This is a genomic window from [Enterobacter] lignolyticus SCF1 (assembly GCF_000164865.1).
GTDB classification, from domain to species: Bacteria; Pseudomonadota; Gammaproteobacteria; order Enterobacterales; family Enterobacteriaceae; genus Enterobacter_B; species Enterobacter_B lignolyticus.
The window spans coordinates 236,837-251,924 of record NC_014618.1; the positions used below are offsets into that span (position 1 = coordinate 236,837).

The window sequence follows — 15,088 nt, forward strand, 5'->3', positions numbered from 1 at the left end:
GGCGTTCCATTATTTTTTTTGAGCTAACGCGTATTCCTTCCATTTTCTCCCGCCGCGGATACGGAAAATGGCCGCGTTGAACATAAAGTTCTCAATGCCGCCGCCGATAACCCAATGACGAGTTTCGACGGATTTATCCCTTTCAACAGGACAGCTGAGATGAAGTTAAAGCAGGTTATCCAACAGCTAAGCATTCCCGACCCAGGTCTCGAAAGCCTGCAGGAGCGGTGCTACTGGCTGGAGTGTGAGCGTGCTTATACTTACCAGCCGATCTACAAAACCGACGGTCGCCTGATGGCCATCGAGGTGCTAACGGTGGTTACCCATCCCGAGCGCCCGGGCCAGCGGATCGCTCCCGATCGCTACTTCTCGGAGGTTGCGGTTCGCCAGCGTATTGATGTGATAAAAGAGCAGCTGGCGGCGCTGAATGAAAAGCAGCGCTTCTTCGAAGACAATGACGTTCTGGCCTCGGTGAACGTGGACGGCCCGACGCTGATGGCGATGCGCCAGGAGCCGCAGCTGCTGGCGCAAATCAGGGCAACGCCCTGGCTGCGCTTTGAGCTGGTCGAGCATGTGCGCCTGCCGCAGGACTCCACCATCGCCTCTATCTGCGAGTTTGGTCCGCTGTGGCTGGATGACTTCGGTACCGGGATGGCGAACTTTTCCGCCCTGAGCGAGGTGCATTACGACTACATCAAAGTCGCGCGCGATCTGTTCATCATGCTGCGGAAAACCCCGGAGGGGCGCAATCTCTTTATCCTGCTGCTGCAGCTGATGAACCGCTATTGCCAGGGCGTGATTGTCGAAGGCGTTGAGACGCTGGAAGAGTGGCGCGACGTTCAGCAGTCCCCGGCCTTTGCGGCGCAGGGCTATTTCCTGTCGCGCCCGGTTCCGCTTGCGACGCTTGAAAACGTGATGCTGAAGCTGGTCTGAAACCCTCATGCCGCGCCGCTGCGCCAGGGTGAGGGTCTCAGGCGGATTACAGCGACTGATGCCGCGTTTCGTGGGTCAGCACCAGCGCAATCAGCGTCAGCACCGCCATACTGGCCAGATAGTAGCCGACATACGCCAGGCCCCAGTTTCCCTGCAGCCACGCCGCAATATAGGGCGCAACCGACGCGCCCAGAATCGACGAGACGTTGTACGAGAATGACGCGCCGGTATAGCGCACTTCCGTCGGGAACAGCTCCGGCAGCAGCGCGCCCATCGGGCCGAACGTCAGCCCCATCAGGCTCAGGCCGATCAGCAGATACGCCATGATAAGCGCCGGATGACCGGAGCCCAGCAGCGGCTGAAACACAAACAGCCCGAACAGAATGATGAGCGTGGTGATAGCGATCATGCTCTTACGACGGCCAAAACGGTCGGCCAGCAGGCCAGCAACCGGCACCATCACGCCAAAGCCAATCACCGCCATCATCAGCATCCACAGCACTTCATTTCGCGGCAGCCCCAGGCCGTGCGGCACCGCGGCGGTGCTGTAGGTCATGGAGTAGACGGTCATGATGTAGAACAGCGTATAGGTCGCCAGCATGATGAAGGTGCCGAGGAGGGTGACGCGCAGGTGCTTGCTCAGCAGGGTGCCGAGCGGGATTTTGACCTGCTTTTTCGCCGCCGCCACTTTGGCGAAGACCGGCGTTTCGTGCAGGGAAACGCGCACATAGAGCCCGATAATGACCAGCACGGCCGAGAAGATAAACGGCACGCGCCAGCCCCAGCTCATAAACTGCTCGTCGGTCAGCAGCCAGGAGAGCAGCAGGAAGGTGCCGTTAGCGAAGAAGAAGCCGATGGGCGCGCCAAGCTGCGGGAACGAGCCGTACAGCGCGCGCTTCTTCGCAGGGGCGTTTTCGGTCGCCAGCAGCGCAGCGCCTCCCCATTCGCCGCCAAGGCCCAGACCTTGACCAAAGCGCGCTAGCGCCAGCAGCATTGGCGCCAGAATGCCGATGGTTTCATAGCCGGGCAGCAGGCCGATAAGCACCGTCGAGATGCCCATCGTCAGCAGCGACGCGACCAGCGTCACCTTACGTCCGACGCGGTCGCCGAAATGGCCGAACAGCGCCGAGCCTATCGGGCGGGCGACAAAGGCGATAGCGAAGGTGGCCAGCGACTGCAGGGTCGCCGCCGCCGGGTCGCCCTGTGGGAAGAAGATATGCGGAAAGACAATAACCGCGGCGGTTGCGTAAATATAGAAGTCGAAGAACTCGATAGCGGTACCGATAAGCGAGGCGACGACCACCTTATTACGCGAGTTTACCGGGGCGATGGAGGGTTCGTTATCGAGCGTTGTGGCGGTTGCTTGCATACTATTTTCTTATTTTTCAGGCGAACGAAGGGTCATATTACGCACAGCAAAAGTGATATTTCAATGTGTAACAAGAGGGTGGTGTGGATAAAAAACAGCCAAAAAGCGGATAATTTTCAGACCAGCAATTTCGCTTCTATGAAATGCTTCACATAAATTTATAAACAGCAGATAAATCCAGTTTTCAGTTAAATAAAAGTTACTAACTGGATTTATCTGCTAATCATTCGGCACGGACTGATATTTCAGGCCGCCAGCCCGTTCAGGGCTGGGTTTTTCCCGGCATTTGCGGGTCGTCTTTATAGTCGGCGGTCGCTATCCATGCGGCGCAAAACAGCGTCAGCCGGGCAAAGAAATAGAAGAACGCCATCAGCCCCAGCACCGAACCGAACGCCGCGCCTGACGGGGATTTCACCAGCGTCGGCAGCGTCCAGGTCATGATCATTTTGATCGCCTCAAAGCCGATCGCGGCAATAAAGGTGCCGCGGATCAGCGCCTTTTTGCGCGGACGCTGGCGCGGCAGCCGCCAGAAGATCCAGAAAAACAGCAGATAGTTGGCGAATATCGAAATCGCCAGGCCAATCAGCCGCCAGGCGGGCTTCAGCCATTCGATGCTGTCGAGGTAGAGGGCGGAGATAATCGTCTGCTGCGCGGCGCCGGAGATGGAGGTTATCGACAGCGTGACGATCAGCGCAAGCAGCAGGCCGATAAGCGAGACAAAATCGCGGAAATAGCGGACCCAGATTTTCTCCCGGTCCTGCGGCGTCCGTTCCCAGACGTCGCGGGACTGGGCGCGGATCGCTTCCCGCAGGTTGCCCATCCAGTTGATGCCGGAGTAGAGCGCGATAAGCAGCCCCACGATGCCGACCGTCGTACGCTGCTGCACCGCGGTGTTGATGGTGCTTTTGAGCGTCGCGGCGAGGGTGGGATCGCTGACGTTCATCAGGATTTTATCGAAGATGTCCTGCAGCAGGGTCGGGTGCGACGCCAGCACAAAACCGGCGGCGGCAAAGGAGACCATCAGGATAGGGATCATGGACAAAAACGAGAAATAGGTAATGGCAGCGCCAAACTGATTCCCCAGACGATCGTTAAAACGCTCCGTTGCGCGCAGCAGGTGGGCGATGACGGGCTGGCGCTGTGCCTTTTGCGCCGTCCCGGCGGCTTTCTTTAGCGCATTGTTGACTTTCGGCGTCATCAGCGACGATTTCCTTCTTTTACAGCGAGATGTAAGCAAAATTATAGCTTAAAGGCGTCGATAATCGGCGAAAACTCGCGATGCCTTAGTCCACATAGCCTTTTAGCAACCCGGTCAGCCACTCCATAAACAGGTGCACGCGGCGGGAGAGGTTGCGACGGTGCGGATAGATAAGCGATACCGGCATCGGCTCGGCGCGGTACTGCGGCAGGATTTCGACCAGCTGGCCGCTGCGCAGCGCGTCGCGTACGCCGATGCGCGGCGCCTGAATAATGCCCAGCCCGGCAAGGCATGCGGCCTGATAGGTTTCGGTGCTGTTAACCGTCAGCACGCCGCCGGTTTTAACCCACCGGACGGCGTTATCCACCTTCATTTCGAACCCCTGCGGGCGCACGCCGATGTTCGCCGAGTAGTGGATCAGCGCATGTCCGGCGAGATCGTCCGGGCGCTCGGGGTAGCCAAAGCGCGCCAGATAGCCCTGGCTTGCGCAGTTGATGATGGTCAGCTTGCCCAGCTGTCGGGCGACCAGACCCGAATCCTTCAGCGCGCCGACCCGCACCACGCAGTCAAACCCCTCGCGGATCACGTCGACCAGCCGGTCGCTGCTGCTCAGCTCCAGCTCAATGCCGGGATACTGCTGCAAAAAGGCGGGTAGCTTAGGGATAACCAGATTTTTCGCCACCGCGACCGGCATGTCCACCCGCAGCCGGCCGCTGATGCTTGAAGGATCGTGCTGAAACATGCCGTCCAGTTCATCGAGGTTGCTGAGCAAATCTTTTGCCCGCTCGTAGTACACCATACCGTCCTGGGTGAGCTGGACGCGGCGCGTGGTGCGGTGGAGCAGGCGGATGCCGAGGTGGTTTTCCAGCGCCTGAATCTGGCGCGATACGCTACCTTTAGGAAGTCCCAGCGTGTCCGCGGCGCGTGAAAAACTCTCCAGCTCCGCCACGCGAATGAACAACTGCATTGCGTGAATTTTATCCATAGATAGCTCGTGTTGTTGTTCAAATTGAAACAGTGAAGCGTAATTCAGCATCTTTATTGATTATTTATCACCTAATAAGCTCTTTCTCAACGTTCACATCCCCGAGATGAGGTGAGTTATGACACAACGTATTGCTTTGATTACCGGCGGCAGCCGTGGATTAGGAAAAAATGCGGCGCTGAAGCTGGCGGCGAAAGGAATTCACAGTGTTCTGACCTATAACAGCAACCAGCAGGACGCGCTGAATGTGGTGCGCGAAATTGAACAACTTGGCGTGAAAGCGACGGCATTACAGCTGAATGTTGCTGATATCTCCCAATTTGACGCCTTTGCGCTTCAGGTACAGCAGCAGCTTCGCTCCCTCTGGCAGTGCGACACCTTTGATTATTTAGTGAACAATGCCGGCGTGGGGCTGTACGGCGCGTTTGCCGACACCAGCGAGGCGGTATTCGATGAGCTGCTGAATATCCACTTTAAAGGCCCGTTTTTCCTGACCCAGCGTCTGCTGCCGTTAATGAAAAACGGCGGCCGCATCCTCAACGTCTCCAGCGGGCTGGCGCGCTTCGCGCTGCCGGGCTATGCCGCTTATGCCTCAATGAAAGGGGCGATGGAGGTGCTGACCCGCTATCAGGCGAAGGAGCTGGGCGCCCGCGGGATTTCGGTGAATATTATCGCGCCTGGCGCTATCGAAACGGATTTTGGCGGCGGGCGCCTGCGCGATAACGAGGAGCTGAATCGCTATGTCGCCTCGCAAACCGCGCTGGGGCGCGCCGGGCTGCCGGACGACATCGGCGGGGCGATCGCCGCGCTGCTCAGCGACGATCTGGGCTGGATGAACGCCCAGCGCATCGAGGTTTCCGGCGGAATGTTCCTGTAAAACACGCCGCGTTCCGCCCTCGCTCTCTGTTTTCGCGCAGCGGGTGAGGGCGTGCGGACGCTATCCTGTGTTATCCCCCGCTTTTCCCTCTCTTTTATCCCGATGGCGCGCGCTTTCCCTGCGGTAAGCTCAGCGAGTAACCCTCTAAAAGAATAAAAAAAACATAAATTTGCCCTAAAAATGGGCCTGGCTGATGAAAGGAACCTCGGGATGCATGCAGTGCCGCATCAACCCATTGAGCAGTTTGAACACTGTCTTGGCATCATTCGCCAGGCAGCGGTAGAGATTCTGCTGCTGTTGAACGTGCATAGCGCAGAAGCAAAAGACCCGCGCTGGTTTCTCGAACAGCTTGAGCAGGCGCGCCTGAACCTGGGCGGCTGGGGGAACGTCGCCCGGCGCCTGAACCTCAATGACGCCGAGCTCAGCGATTTTACCCTTCAGCTTCGCCACCTTCAGCAGGTGGTGCCGGTTTACGATCGCGGCCAGCCGATAAGCGACAACCAGCGGATTGCCGCTCTGCGTTTTGTGGTGGCGCTTGAGTCTGTCCGCCACCGGCAGCCGCTGCTGAAATATTCCTCTACCCTCGGTGAAGAGGGCGGCGACCGCCAGGAGCAGGCCCAGCGGCAGATGCGCGCTATCTCGCTGACGCTAAAGGGCCTGATTAGCCAGGCGCAGCCGGACACGACCCGCCTGCATAACGATCTTAAGCTGCAGTTCGGCGCCAGCAGCGTGCGTCGCTGGCTTGCCAACAGCGAGGCGGGAGACGTGCTGTCCGGCATGCGTTTTAGCGACCTGTCGCTGCTGGTTGTCGATAAAAAAGCCTTTGCCCGCTACTACTCATCGATATTCAACTCTGCGGCATCGCTGACGTTTCTGGCCGAACAGCGCGTGACGCTGCATGCCTTTCTGGATGACTGCCGGGCGATGCGTAACGCCATTATCGCCGGACGTCCGCTGACCGCTGCCGAAATGGCGCTGCTGGGTAACTATCAGCAGCAGATAACCGGACCCGTCCAGCGGGCGTTTGAGCAGGGGCGCACCAGCGTTAATCCGGCGTCGTTTATGGCGGTTGACAGCAGCGAGCTCGGCCAGTTCTGGGAGACGGCGCGAGCGAAAGACAGCGCGCTCGGCGGCGACAGCCTGGCGGTGCGCGAGAGCATTGAGCCGCCGCAGCGGCGGGAAAAGCGCAGCCCGGAGGACAGGGATCAGCTGATTTCCAGCGTGCTATGGGGCGTTGTCGGCGTGTTTGTGCTGGCGATGGCGTTTGGCGGGATCTGGCTGTTCAGCGATCCGGCGCCGCGGAATCAGGCAAACGTCGGGTTTCGCGAGTCGCCCGACGCGCCGGAGCGCGAGCTGCCGTCGCCGCGCGAAAAGCTGGCGAACCTCGGTATCAGCTGGGACGTCAATAGCCTGCGCGCCGCAATCGATCGCAACGATACCAACGTCACGTCGCTGTTTATGCAGGGCGGCATGACCTGGCAGCTGGCCTGGACCGAGCAGGCGCAGTCGGCAAAATATGACGAGGTGCTGGAGCTGCTGCTGCGCTACAAGCTGCAAATGGATGAGCCAAAACCGTGTCGCCGGTTTATCAATACCCTGAGCCACTCGATGAACAACGGCGAATCGATGACGGCGGTTCGCCGGTCGTACCTGAAGGCGTTTTGTACGACCCCTGCGGTTGTTGAGCGCCAGCGTATCAGCGTTGCGCAGGCGCAACGGCGGGCCGAGGCGCAGCCTGACGCGCAGAACCAAAAAGCGCTGTCCGTGCAGTCCGCGATTTACGAGGTGATTCGCTAACGGTTGCGGACTCGCGGCGCGGGTCTCAGGGGAGGGGGGAAGACGGCGATTTCGGATCTTTCACTTTGCAATGCGGTATGAATATCGTTATGGTTTGGCCCTCTTTTTCATCCCGTCATCCGCGGTCGCGCGCAGCAGGAAGGTATAGTGTGAACAGGCCGTTATTCCCCGTTCTGATGGCGTCGATGCTGGCTGCCGGGTGTTCCGGTACGCTCTCGCAAATGAGCGTCCCCTCCGGCGAGATAAGCCAGGTGGCGCAGAACGGCAAACGGTTTTCGGTGGATGCCTTTGTCACCCGCTATATGCAAAGCCAGCAGGTCAGCGGCATGGTCGTGGCGGTGATTCGTCACAACGGCCCGGCGGAGTTTCACTGCTACGGCGTGACCGATGCTAACAATCGCTATCCCATCACCCCGGATACGCTGTTTGCGCTGGGGTCGCTAAGCAAAGGCGTTACCGCGGAGGTGTTCACGCTGCTGGTCAATGACGGGCGGCTGCGCTGGGATGACACCCTGCAAACGCTGCTGCCGCCGGGGACGCCGCTCAGCGATGATGCGAAAAAGATAACGCTGCAGCAGCTGGTGACCCACACCTCCGGCCTGCCGCGCCAGCCGATGAGCATACTGTCGCTCGAACATTTGTTGTCCTATCTGAGCGATGGCGAGAACTTTTATCACGACCTGGATGACGATAGCGTGCTGGACTATCTCCGGGATTTCAACGCGCCGTCCCGGCGGGAGCCGCAGTACTCTAACCTCGGTTATGCCATTCTCGGCTATATCCTGAAATACCAGACCGGCGAGTCCGTTGAGACGCTGGCGTCGCGCCTGTTATTCCAGCCCCTGGCGCTGAAAAATATCAGCTTTGAACCGCAGACGCTGCGAGCGTTTCCCTGGCGTGCGCTGGGGCATGCTGGCGACCAGCCGAAATTTAAGACTCGCGGCGCGTTGACGCCGGACTGGCGCTTCACCAATAACATGGCTGGCGCCGCCAATCTGTACGGTAACGCCCGGGATTTGATCGAATACGCTCGCGCACACTTCTCGCCAACGCGCAGCGCCGCGCTGGATAAGGCGTTTAGCGACGTCGATGTGAACTATTATCCCCGCCAGAGAGAGGCGGCGAATATCGCCTGGATTACCGATACCTACGGTACGCAGAAAATTACTTATCAGGTGGGATACATCGGCGGGTACTCCAGCTATATCGGCTTTGATAAAGCGCAGCAGAACGCCGTGGTGGTGCTGCAAAACAGCTTTAACTGGAGCAACTACATCGGGCACGCGATCCTGCGGCATCAGCAGTAGTCTTTGCTAGCGCGCTGTCGTCAATCTGCGCTAAGGCGGGCATCCCGGCTGTTTACCGAACCATAATCGTCAATATACCGGTAATGTACGGTGCTCGTTGCGTCCGGCGGCGTTTGTCCCTGCAGGCGGAATCGATGTGTCGCATAAGGAGAGGCCATCATATCCACCTGCGACTCCGCCTCCCATGTATGGCCACTGCGTTCCAGCGACAACGCGGTAAAGGAGATATGAAACGGTGTAGGGTTGCGGCACTCTAGAAACCACTGGCGATCGTCGTTGATCAGGCGAAACGTCAGTTTTCCCAGCAGGGCGTCGGGCGAAGCCGGTAAGCCAGCAGGGCGATAAAACACTTTCATCTGTGTGTTCATGGTTAACGCCAGCCGCGGTGACGTTGGTTGGGTGACCGATTGCGGCGGGATTTCGTATAAATTCAGCCAAAAAACCGACTCCCGGTCTTTCGGTAGCGGCGACTGGTTATAGATAATTCGAATACCCTGTCTGGCGCTGGCATCAAGTCGGAACACGGCTGGCACAATGACGAAAGGTGCCGTTGTGTTTTGCGGATCGCCCTCACCGTTGTCGACCCAGCTCTGCACGATGACCGGCCAGACGTTGGTATTCGCCAGCATCAGGGTTTGTCCGGGGGTACCTTCCTGGTAAATCACCCGCGTGCCGGACGCCATTAGCCCGGCCCAGCCCGGCTGGCAAAGGCAAGAGAGCGCCAGCACCATCAGTTGTCGTATTTTCATTGCATTTTCACCAGGACATACGCGGTTGCATACACTTTGCCCGGGGTGACGGTCTGCCCGGCAATCCGTTTGAGTGTGGCGGTGTACAGCTGCTGATACTGCGTGTAGCCAGAGGTAACGCTGCCTGTGGGCGAGGCGCCATCCAGCACGGGATACCATCCGGCGGCGTTACCTCCCGCCGTTGTGAGCGAGACGGTGCCGGGCTGGCCGACAAATATCATCGACGTACCCAGGCTGTTTTGCAGCGTGATGCCGACGCCTGCGGCCATGTTGGTTGTGCCATAGTTATCGGAAACCAGCATAGTGACCCCGCCGCTGGCATTCACCAGCCCCAGCGTTTGTGCGGCCGAAAAAGCGCCGCTGGAGACCTGGAAACCAATCGCTGTCTGGTTCGTTGAGGTTCCGGAAACGGCGGTATTGCTGCATTCCACCTGGACGGAGAAAGAGGCATTCACGCTTCCTCCCGCCATCAGTTGCGGGGCGGATGCGGTGGGAAACATGACAACCGGGGTGGCGTTTCTGGCCACGCAGGTCGCGGTTTGATACAGCGTATTTGCTGTACGCATACCATAGCCGAAGCCGTTGTTGGCGCCCCAAAAATTATACGATGTGTTCGAGTCTGCGCCGATAGCGTCATGGCCGAAAGAAAAGGAGACGCTGCTGCTGCCAGAAAGCTGGATGTAGGCGTTGGGTTGGGTGCAGGTGTAGTTCCGCCCTGTCGTGCTGGCAAGCCCGATACCGTTGCCGTTGGTATTATTGTTGCCGCAGTAAGATGAGCCCGCCGAGGTGCCGGGTAAGGTACTGACGCGATAAAGCTCCGCCAGCAGCGGCGGCACGTCCTGCAGGCGAATCTGGATTTTACTCCCCGACGTGGCGTAGGTCGTGACGGGCACTTTTTGCCAGTAGCGGGTGAGGGTGACGCCCGACATGGTCAACTTCAGCCCGGTATAGCCGAACCAGGTCGCATACGCGCCGGTGATTCCGTCCGTAGCGCCTAAATCATAATAGCCGCCTACGCGATCGTCACCGTTGGTCGCGACCAAAAAATAGATGTTGGGTAAATCGGTGGCATCGCACGTCCAGAGCACGGATGAGGCCGTGGCGCTGTTCGTCGTGTAGTTGGTCGGCGGTACCACGATGCTTGCCAACAGCGTGCCGACCGGCTGCAGATAGGTATCCGTCAGGTTGATTTTCCCAAACGGAATCAGTGCCGTCTGGGCGTCACCGGCGTTGGTGATGCCGGAAAGCGTACAGCTTGCCCGGGCGGCGGAAGGGAGAAACAATATTGCCGCCCACAGCACTAAAATCCTGAATATCGGAACGCGCTTTTTCATAATCTACCTCTTATTTCTTCAGGTATCGTTACCGGCAGACGGCGGCCAGCTTGATAAGCGGCTGGTGCTGCGACTGGTTTTCCACGTTGTAGCGGAGCGTGCAGCGATCGCCTGAAGCATCCCCCCATCGTACGGTCAGCGCCCCTTTCGCACGTTCTGCGCGAACGTAGATTTGTCCCCCTTGTCCGGCCATGCCAATGACCGAACCGCTTTCGTCGAGCACCTCTGCGCCAAGCGGGACGCTGCTGCTGTCTGCCTGTCGGGCTGTAATGAGCAAAGGCATGCCGCTGCGGGTCGTAAAGACGACTTTGACGGCCGCACCGGCCACCGGCGCGACTTCTTTTTCGCTATCAATCAGCTCAGCGCTTTCATCCATGCCCTGAGGATCAAGGATGATGCGATTGAAGCGGTAGGGGGTTACCGCCGGGATCAGCGCATAGCCGCGGCTGTCGATGGTAGTTTGCTGTGAGTTATACACTTTCGCCCCTTCCGCGCCTTTTGCCTCGACCAGCGCAAAGGTATCCCCAAGGTAAGGTCCGAACGTCACGCCGCCGGAATGTACCGCCAGTGCGCCCTGCGCGTTGGCTGAAGCCTGCCAGTAACCGTTGCCGCTGGAAGCGTTCAGGCCGAGGTTCATATCCGGCAGACGTTGTTGCACGCCGGCGCTGAAGGTATTCTGGTGCCCGGTCTGGTCGCGCAGCGCGCTCAGGTTATAGCTGAGCGTTTGATCCTTGTCGGCAATCCCTGAGGCGGTCGTCTGGTACTGATCGCCGGACGAGGTGGTATGCGTCCAGGCGGCGCTGATGGTCGAGGCGTGGTAAGTTCCGCCGCCGAACGGAATGGAGAAAGAGACCGACGTTATGGTCTCTTTCGCTCCTTCGGAACCATACTCACCGGCGGTACGCTGTTTAGCGATAGTCAGGTTAACGCTGATGCCGTTACGGAAGCTGTTGCTGTAGCCAAACTGCAGTTGGGTATCATGGCCGCGGCTATCCCGGTAATTTTGCAGGGAGCCGGTGATGAATAAGTTGCCATACTCCTGAATGCTTTGGTTGAGCGAAAGGTCAAAGCGCGAACTCTGCATCCACGTTGACGATTGCCAGCTGTCGCCGCTGCGCGCTGCTTCCCGCATCCCTAGCACGTCGCTGAGATCCCGATAACCGCTGGCGGAATAACGGTAGTTGGCAAGTGAGACCGTTGTATTGGTGGGCTGGAACGTTTTACTGTAGGACAGGTGCGCCATCCAGCCGCTGGTATCCTGCCCCTCCGGCATTTTCGCCTGCGACCAGGTTAAATCCAGACCCAGCGCGCCTAAAAAGCTGCCATATACGCCGCCGAACATTAGCGCCTGATAGCCGTCCGCCATGCGTAAACCGCTGTTGGCGGTGATAGCGTTGGTCACGCCATGTTGCCAGGTGATATCGCCGAAGAGTGAATTATCGCCGCTATCGCGCGTGCGCCCGAGTGCGACCTGGTAGCGAGAAAGTCCCGGCCGGATAGAGTCAGGAACCGCCGAGAAGGGGACGCTGAAGGTATTGACGGAGCCGTCGGCGCCAGTGACTTTTACCTGTAAATCGCCGCTGTAACTGGTGGGGTAGAGGTCCTTTATTTCAAATGTGCCTGGGGCGACGGTGGTCTGGTAAATTTCGTTGCCGTTTTGGGTGACGGAAACAACGGAGTTGCTGGTCGCCAGCCCGCGAATGATAGGGGCATAGCCGCGCATGGAGTCGGGTAACATACGGTCATCGGTCGCTAGCGCCACGCCGTTGTAGTTCAGCCCCGAGAAAAATCGCCCGGTGGTGATCAGTTGGCCCATGGCCAGTTGACTTTGTATTGACGGCAGCGGGCGCTGGAGATAGCTGCGAATATTGTTCCAGCTGCTGCCGTTTTCATGGGACCAGCTCAGCGTCGACAGTTCCCGATATTGCCACGAGCCGATATTGAGCCCCCCGTTCAGCGAGAGCCAGGCAGAGTCCTGGTTGCTACTCCCGCCTGAGTAGGAGACATGATATATATTGCTGATATAGTTTATAAAACCGAGCGTGCTGCCCGTGTCTAAAGTATCCGGAGGAACATAGCCGCGGGGAAGGTTCTGCATCATGTTTTGCGGAATGCTGAGATTTAAGCGTAATTGCGAAAGATCGAAACGGCTGCTGGCGCCTTTGAATATGGCGTTAAACGGTACGCAATCGGATGTTTTTGCGGATTCTGGCTCGCTGATGCCGCTTTTGTTCAGTTGCTCATGCGTCAGGCAGGGTTGCACCGTATTGCGGGTATCGGCGATAAAGGTAATATCGTCGCTGGCAATAAAGCGACCGTTAATATAGATATCGACTTTGTATCTGCCAGGTGCAATGGCATCGGCTTGAGCCAGCCGGGACAAGGTAGCCTGGCTAAAACGTCCGCCGCGGAACAGAGCAGGATCGAAATAATAGGTTTCAGAAGAAGAGGCCTGCGGCGCATCGCTTTCGCCAGCGATCGCAGGCAAAGACATCAGGTTTATGATGACAAAAGAAAATAAAACAACATTCTTATTATTATACATACCGCTAATTCCATTTTATTTGACGCTTTTCAGAACCTGCGTTCTACTCTCACATCAACGCCGAAATCATTGACCAGCACCAGACGCAGGCGAGCGCCTTTCAGGCTGCCGGGAAGGGCTGCGGCCGTCCAGGATGTGGTGGCTCCTGGCGCGATCATGGTATTAGTCGCCAGCATCATCTCTTTGTTATTGATGATTAAGCTGGCATGGCGAACGGATAAATAATGACTGTCAGGGTTGGTTATTTGAATGCCGTTGCTGGTGGATTGCAGTTTTAGCCCATTAGCGATAAGCGTGACGTCCAGATCGCCAGCTATTGATTTCGGTCGATAGAACACCTTCACTTTGTTAGTAATCGCAATAACTAACTTATTCGTGCTGGCGTCGTTTTTATTCATTGCCGGTAATTGGGTGAAACTAAGATAAAAAAGTGATTCACGGTCTTGAGGAAGATGGATACCGCCCGAATTGATGATGCGTATTGATTGACCTGCATTAGGTTCCATTCTGAAAATCTGCGGCGTAATAACAAATTGCGATAAATCGCCTGTGGCAGACTCGCCGCCCTCAAGTTGTAGTTGTACGATATATGGTGTGCTGTCCATATTCTTTAATTGGACAGTTTTTTCCCTGGTGTTTTCCGGGAATATAACACGTGTGCCAGTCATCACTACGCTGGCATAAGCGATATTGCCAGTAAGGAGTGACAGGAGTAGCGCAAGTAGAGGAAAAACACGCATATTACGTCCTCTTTTTATATTCCAGGAATGGCTGGTACAGATATAAGGCTGTAGACGCTACAGCCTTAATATCGGGCATTAGAAATAACTGACGGTATACTCGGCGACTGCGGTTACCGCGCCTGGCGCTGCCGTACTGGAATCGATAACGTAGTACTGGGCGCCGAAGTCATAGCTGGTGGACGTCGCTCCGGCAGGCAGCACCAGACCCGCGACATTCGTTGGCCCATTGAGCATCACTGGGCTTCCCCCAGTGCCACTGTCGGTCAGCTGGATACCGAAGCCGCTCGCCGCGTTGGTGGCCGCGCGGTTCCCCATCACGCCAGAGGTAGCATCAACGTTATAGCCCAGGAATTTTGTACTAATATTTTGTGGAGAGCCGCTGGCGGTACAGCCGGTGAGAGAAACGGTAAATGGCGTCAATCCGGCGACTTGCCCATTCGCCAGCGTGGCGCCGAAGTCGGTCATTGCTACGGTTGGCAGCATCACAATGGAGTTTGATTGTCCGTTAATCGTGACAGAGCATGTCTGGTCGGTAACCTCCCCCTGAAAGGTAACGGTTGGCGCTGCAAAAGCTGAAGATGAAATTACACCCGCGGCGATGAGAAGGCATATATTTCTCATAGAGCTAGTCATCTGTTGTATCCTTTTTGAATAAGACGCATGGCATTGTTTTCTATTCAGAGGTGAATCATATTATCTCGTGATAATTAGTAATTAATGGATAGTTACATAATGATTCGCTTCTGAAATAAAACTAGCACTGGCGAAGTCGGATCGCAACGAAGAACATAATTCATGGCGCCAGGAATATATAACAAATGAATAGGAAGGATAGAGTAAAAACGGAATTATGGTGGGGTTTTATCCACCGGCCAATATAATTTTATGATGCTGAGTGAAACAAGCGATGATAGCGAATGGATGGCATGAGCAAGAGGAATCATTCATGAAGCTAATAAATAACTTGTGTAATTATATTTTTATCCATAATGTGTTCTGGCTCGCTGATTTTAGATTGCAAGTGAATGACTAGCATCTATAATCAAAAGTTGCAGGTGGTACTTCTATAGTCTTTCTAATAAGCAGGCGATGGAATAAATTTATATTTTTCACTAAGTGGTATTTTTCTGCGTTGAGTTCCCTCCTTGTTTTAACATCTGCTGGTGCTGAGAAATACCTGGTCCGGATTACATCTCATACATTTTATGCCTGGCTCTGCACAGTTGGTAGCATAATCCTATGTATATGTTA

The 15,088-nt window shown here is 56.6% G+C and carries 12 protein-coding genes; 4 read left to right on the forward strand and 8 right to left on the reverse strand.

What is annotated here, in order from left to right; all coding sequences use genetic code 11:
• Window positions 1-159 precede the first annotated feature (159 nt).
• Complete coding sequence (gene pdeH / locus ENTCL_RS01095; protein ID WP_013364275.1) at window positions 160-933, forward strand: cyclic-guanylate-specific phosphodiesterase; 774 nt, start codon at window positions 160-162, stop codon at window positions 931-933.
• Between the two features lie 46 nt (window positions 934-979).
• Here pdeH and ENTCL_RS01100 read toward each other — a convergent pair whose 3' ends face one another.
• The 3 genes from ENTCL_RS01100 to ENTCL_RS01110 all read right to left on the reverse strand — a co-directional run bounded on the left by ENTCL_RS01100 (window position 980) and on the right by ENTCL_RS01110 (window position 4,485).
• Complete coding sequence (locus ENTCL_RS01100; RefSeq protein WP_013364276.1) at window positions 980-2,302, reverse strand: MFS transporter; 1,323 nt, start codon at window positions 2,300-2,302, stop codon at window positions 980-982.
• A 262-nt stretch (window positions 2,303-2,564) separates the two neighbouring features.
• A complete protein-coding gene (gene yhjD, locus ENTCL_RS01105) occupies window positions 2,565-3,500 on the reverse strand; it encodes an inner membrane protein YhjD (protein ID WP_013364277.1) in 936 nt (311 codons plus the stop codon).
• An 85-nt stretch (window positions 3,501-3,585) separates the two neighbouring features.
• A complete protein-coding gene (locus ENTCL_RS01110) occupies window positions 3,586-4,485 on the reverse strand; it encodes a LysR family transcriptional regulator (protein ID WP_013364278.1) in 900 nt (299 codons plus the stop codon).
• Window positions 4,486-4,603: 118 nt separating this feature from the next.
• On the opposite strand from ENTCL_RS01110, the gene ENTCL_RS01115 reads away from it, so the two are divergent.
• From ENTCL_RS01115 to ENTCL_RS01125, 3 genes are all read left to right on the forward strand, one after another.
• Window positions 4,604-5,362 (forward strand): SDR family NAD(P)-dependent oxidoreductase, encoded by a 759-nt coding sequence (locus ENTCL_RS01115; protein WP_013364279.1) that lies wholly within the window; start codon window positions 4,604-4,606, stop codon window positions 5,360-5,362.
• A gap of 210 nt (window positions 5,363-5,572) precedes the next feature.
• Complete coding sequence (locus tag ENTCL_RS01120) at window positions 5,573-7,159, forward strand: STY4199 family HEPN domain-containing protein (RefSeq protein WP_013364280.1); 1,587 nt, start codon at window positions 5,573-5,575, stop codon at window positions 7,157-7,159.
• Between the two features lie 221 nt (window positions 7,160-7,380).
• Window positions 7,381-8,466 carry a serine hydrolase domain-containing protein gene (locus tag ENTCL_RS01125; RefSeq protein ID WP_044612047.1) on the forward strand — a complete coding sequence of 362 codons (1,086 nt, stop codon included), beginning with the start codon at window positions 7,381-7,383 and terminating at the stop codon, window positions 8,464-8,466.
• Between the two features lie 20 nt (window positions 8,467-8,486).
• Here the strand turns inward: ENTCL_RS01125 and ENTCL_RS01130 are convergent, their stop codons facing one another.
• The 5 genes from ENTCL_RS01130 to ENTCL_RS01150 form a co-directional block, all read right to left on the reverse strand.
• Window positions 8,487-9,215, reverse strand: a complete 729-nt coding sequence (locus tag ENTCL_RS01130) for a fimbrial biogenesis chaperone (RefSeq protein WP_013364282.1) — start codon at window positions 9,213-9,215, stop codon at window positions 8,487-8,489.
• A complete protein-coding gene (locus tag ENTCL_RS01135) occupies window positions 9,212-10,549 on the reverse strand; it encodes a fimbrial protein (protein WP_013364283.1) in 1,338 nt (445 codons plus the stop codon). The genes ENTCL_RS01130 and ENTCL_RS01135 overlap by 4 nt, the downstream gene beginning before the upstream one ends.
• Before the next feature lie 28 nt (window positions 10,550-10,577).
• Window positions 10,578-13,094, reverse strand: a complete 2,517-nt coding sequence (locus tag ENTCL_RS01140; RefSeq protein WP_013364284.1) for a fimbria/pilus outer membrane usher protein — start codon at window positions 13,092-13,094, stop codon at window positions 10,578-10,580.
• A 29-nt stretch (window positions 13,095-13,123) separates the two neighbouring features.
• Complete coding sequence (locus ENTCL_RS01145; protein ID WP_013364285.1) at window positions 13,124-13,834, reverse strand: fimbrial biogenesis chaperone; 711 nt, start codon at window positions 13,832-13,834, stop codon at window positions 13,124-13,126.
• 78 nt (window positions 13,835-13,912) lie between these two features.
• Window positions 13,913-14,470, reverse strand: coding sequence for a fimbrial protein (locus ENTCL_RS01150; protein ID WP_013364286.1), 558 nt, complete (start codon window positions 14,468-14,470; stop codon window positions 13,913-13,915).
• Window positions 14,471-15,088 lie beyond the last annotated feature (618 nt).

Excerpts from the sequence above, each read along its gene's own strand:
- pdeH (WP_013364275.1), top strand. The coding sequence starts at position 160 with ATGAAGTTAAAGCAGGTTATCCAACAGCTAAGCATTCCCGACCCAGGT.
- ENTCL_RS01100 (WP_013364276.1), bottom strand. The coding sequence starts at position 2,302 with ATGCAAGCAACCGCCACAACGCTCGATAACGAACCCTCCATCGCCCCG.
- yhjD (WP_013364277.1), bottom strand. The coding sequence starts at position 3,500 with ATGACGCCGAAAGTCAACAATGCGCTAAAGAAAGCCGCCGGGACGGCG.
- ENTCL_RS01110 (WP_013364278.1), bottom strand. The coding sequence starts at position 4,485 with ATGGATAAAATTCACGCAATGCAGTTGTTCATTCGCGTGGCGGAGCTG.
- ENTCL_RS01115 (WP_013364279.1), top strand. The coding sequence starts at position 4,604 with ATGACACAACGTATTGCTTTGATTACCGGCGGCAGCCGTGGATTAGGA.
- ENTCL_RS01120 (WP_013364280.1), top strand. The coding sequence starts at position 5,573 with ATGCATGCAGTGCCGCATCAACCCATTGAGCAGTTTGAACACTGTCTT.
- ENTCL_RS01125 (WP_044612047.1), top strand. The coding sequence starts at position 7,381 with ATGAGCGTCCCCTCCGGCGAGATAAGCCAGGTGGCGCAGAACGGCAAA.
- ENTCL_RS01130 (WP_013364282.1), bottom strand. The coding sequence starts at position 9,215 with ATGAAAATACGACAACTGATGGTGCTGGCGCTCTCTTGCCTTTGCCAG.
- ENTCL_RS01135 (WP_013364283.1), bottom strand. The coding sequence starts at position 10,549 with ATGAAAAAGCGCGTTCCGATATTCAGGATTTTAGTGCTGTGGGCGGCA.
- ENTCL_RS01140 (WP_013364284.1), bottom strand. The coding sequence starts at position 13,094 with ATGTATAATAATAAGAATGTTGTTTTATTTTCTTTTGTCATCATAAAC.
- ENTCL_RS01145 (WP_013364285.1), bottom strand. The coding sequence starts at position 13,834 with ATGCGTGTTTTTCCTCTACTTGCGCTACTCCTGTCACTCCTTACTGGC.
- ENTCL_RS01150 (WP_013364286.1), bottom strand. The coding sequence starts at position 14,470 with ATGACTAGCTCTATGAGAAATATATGCCTTCTCATCGCCGCGGGTGTA.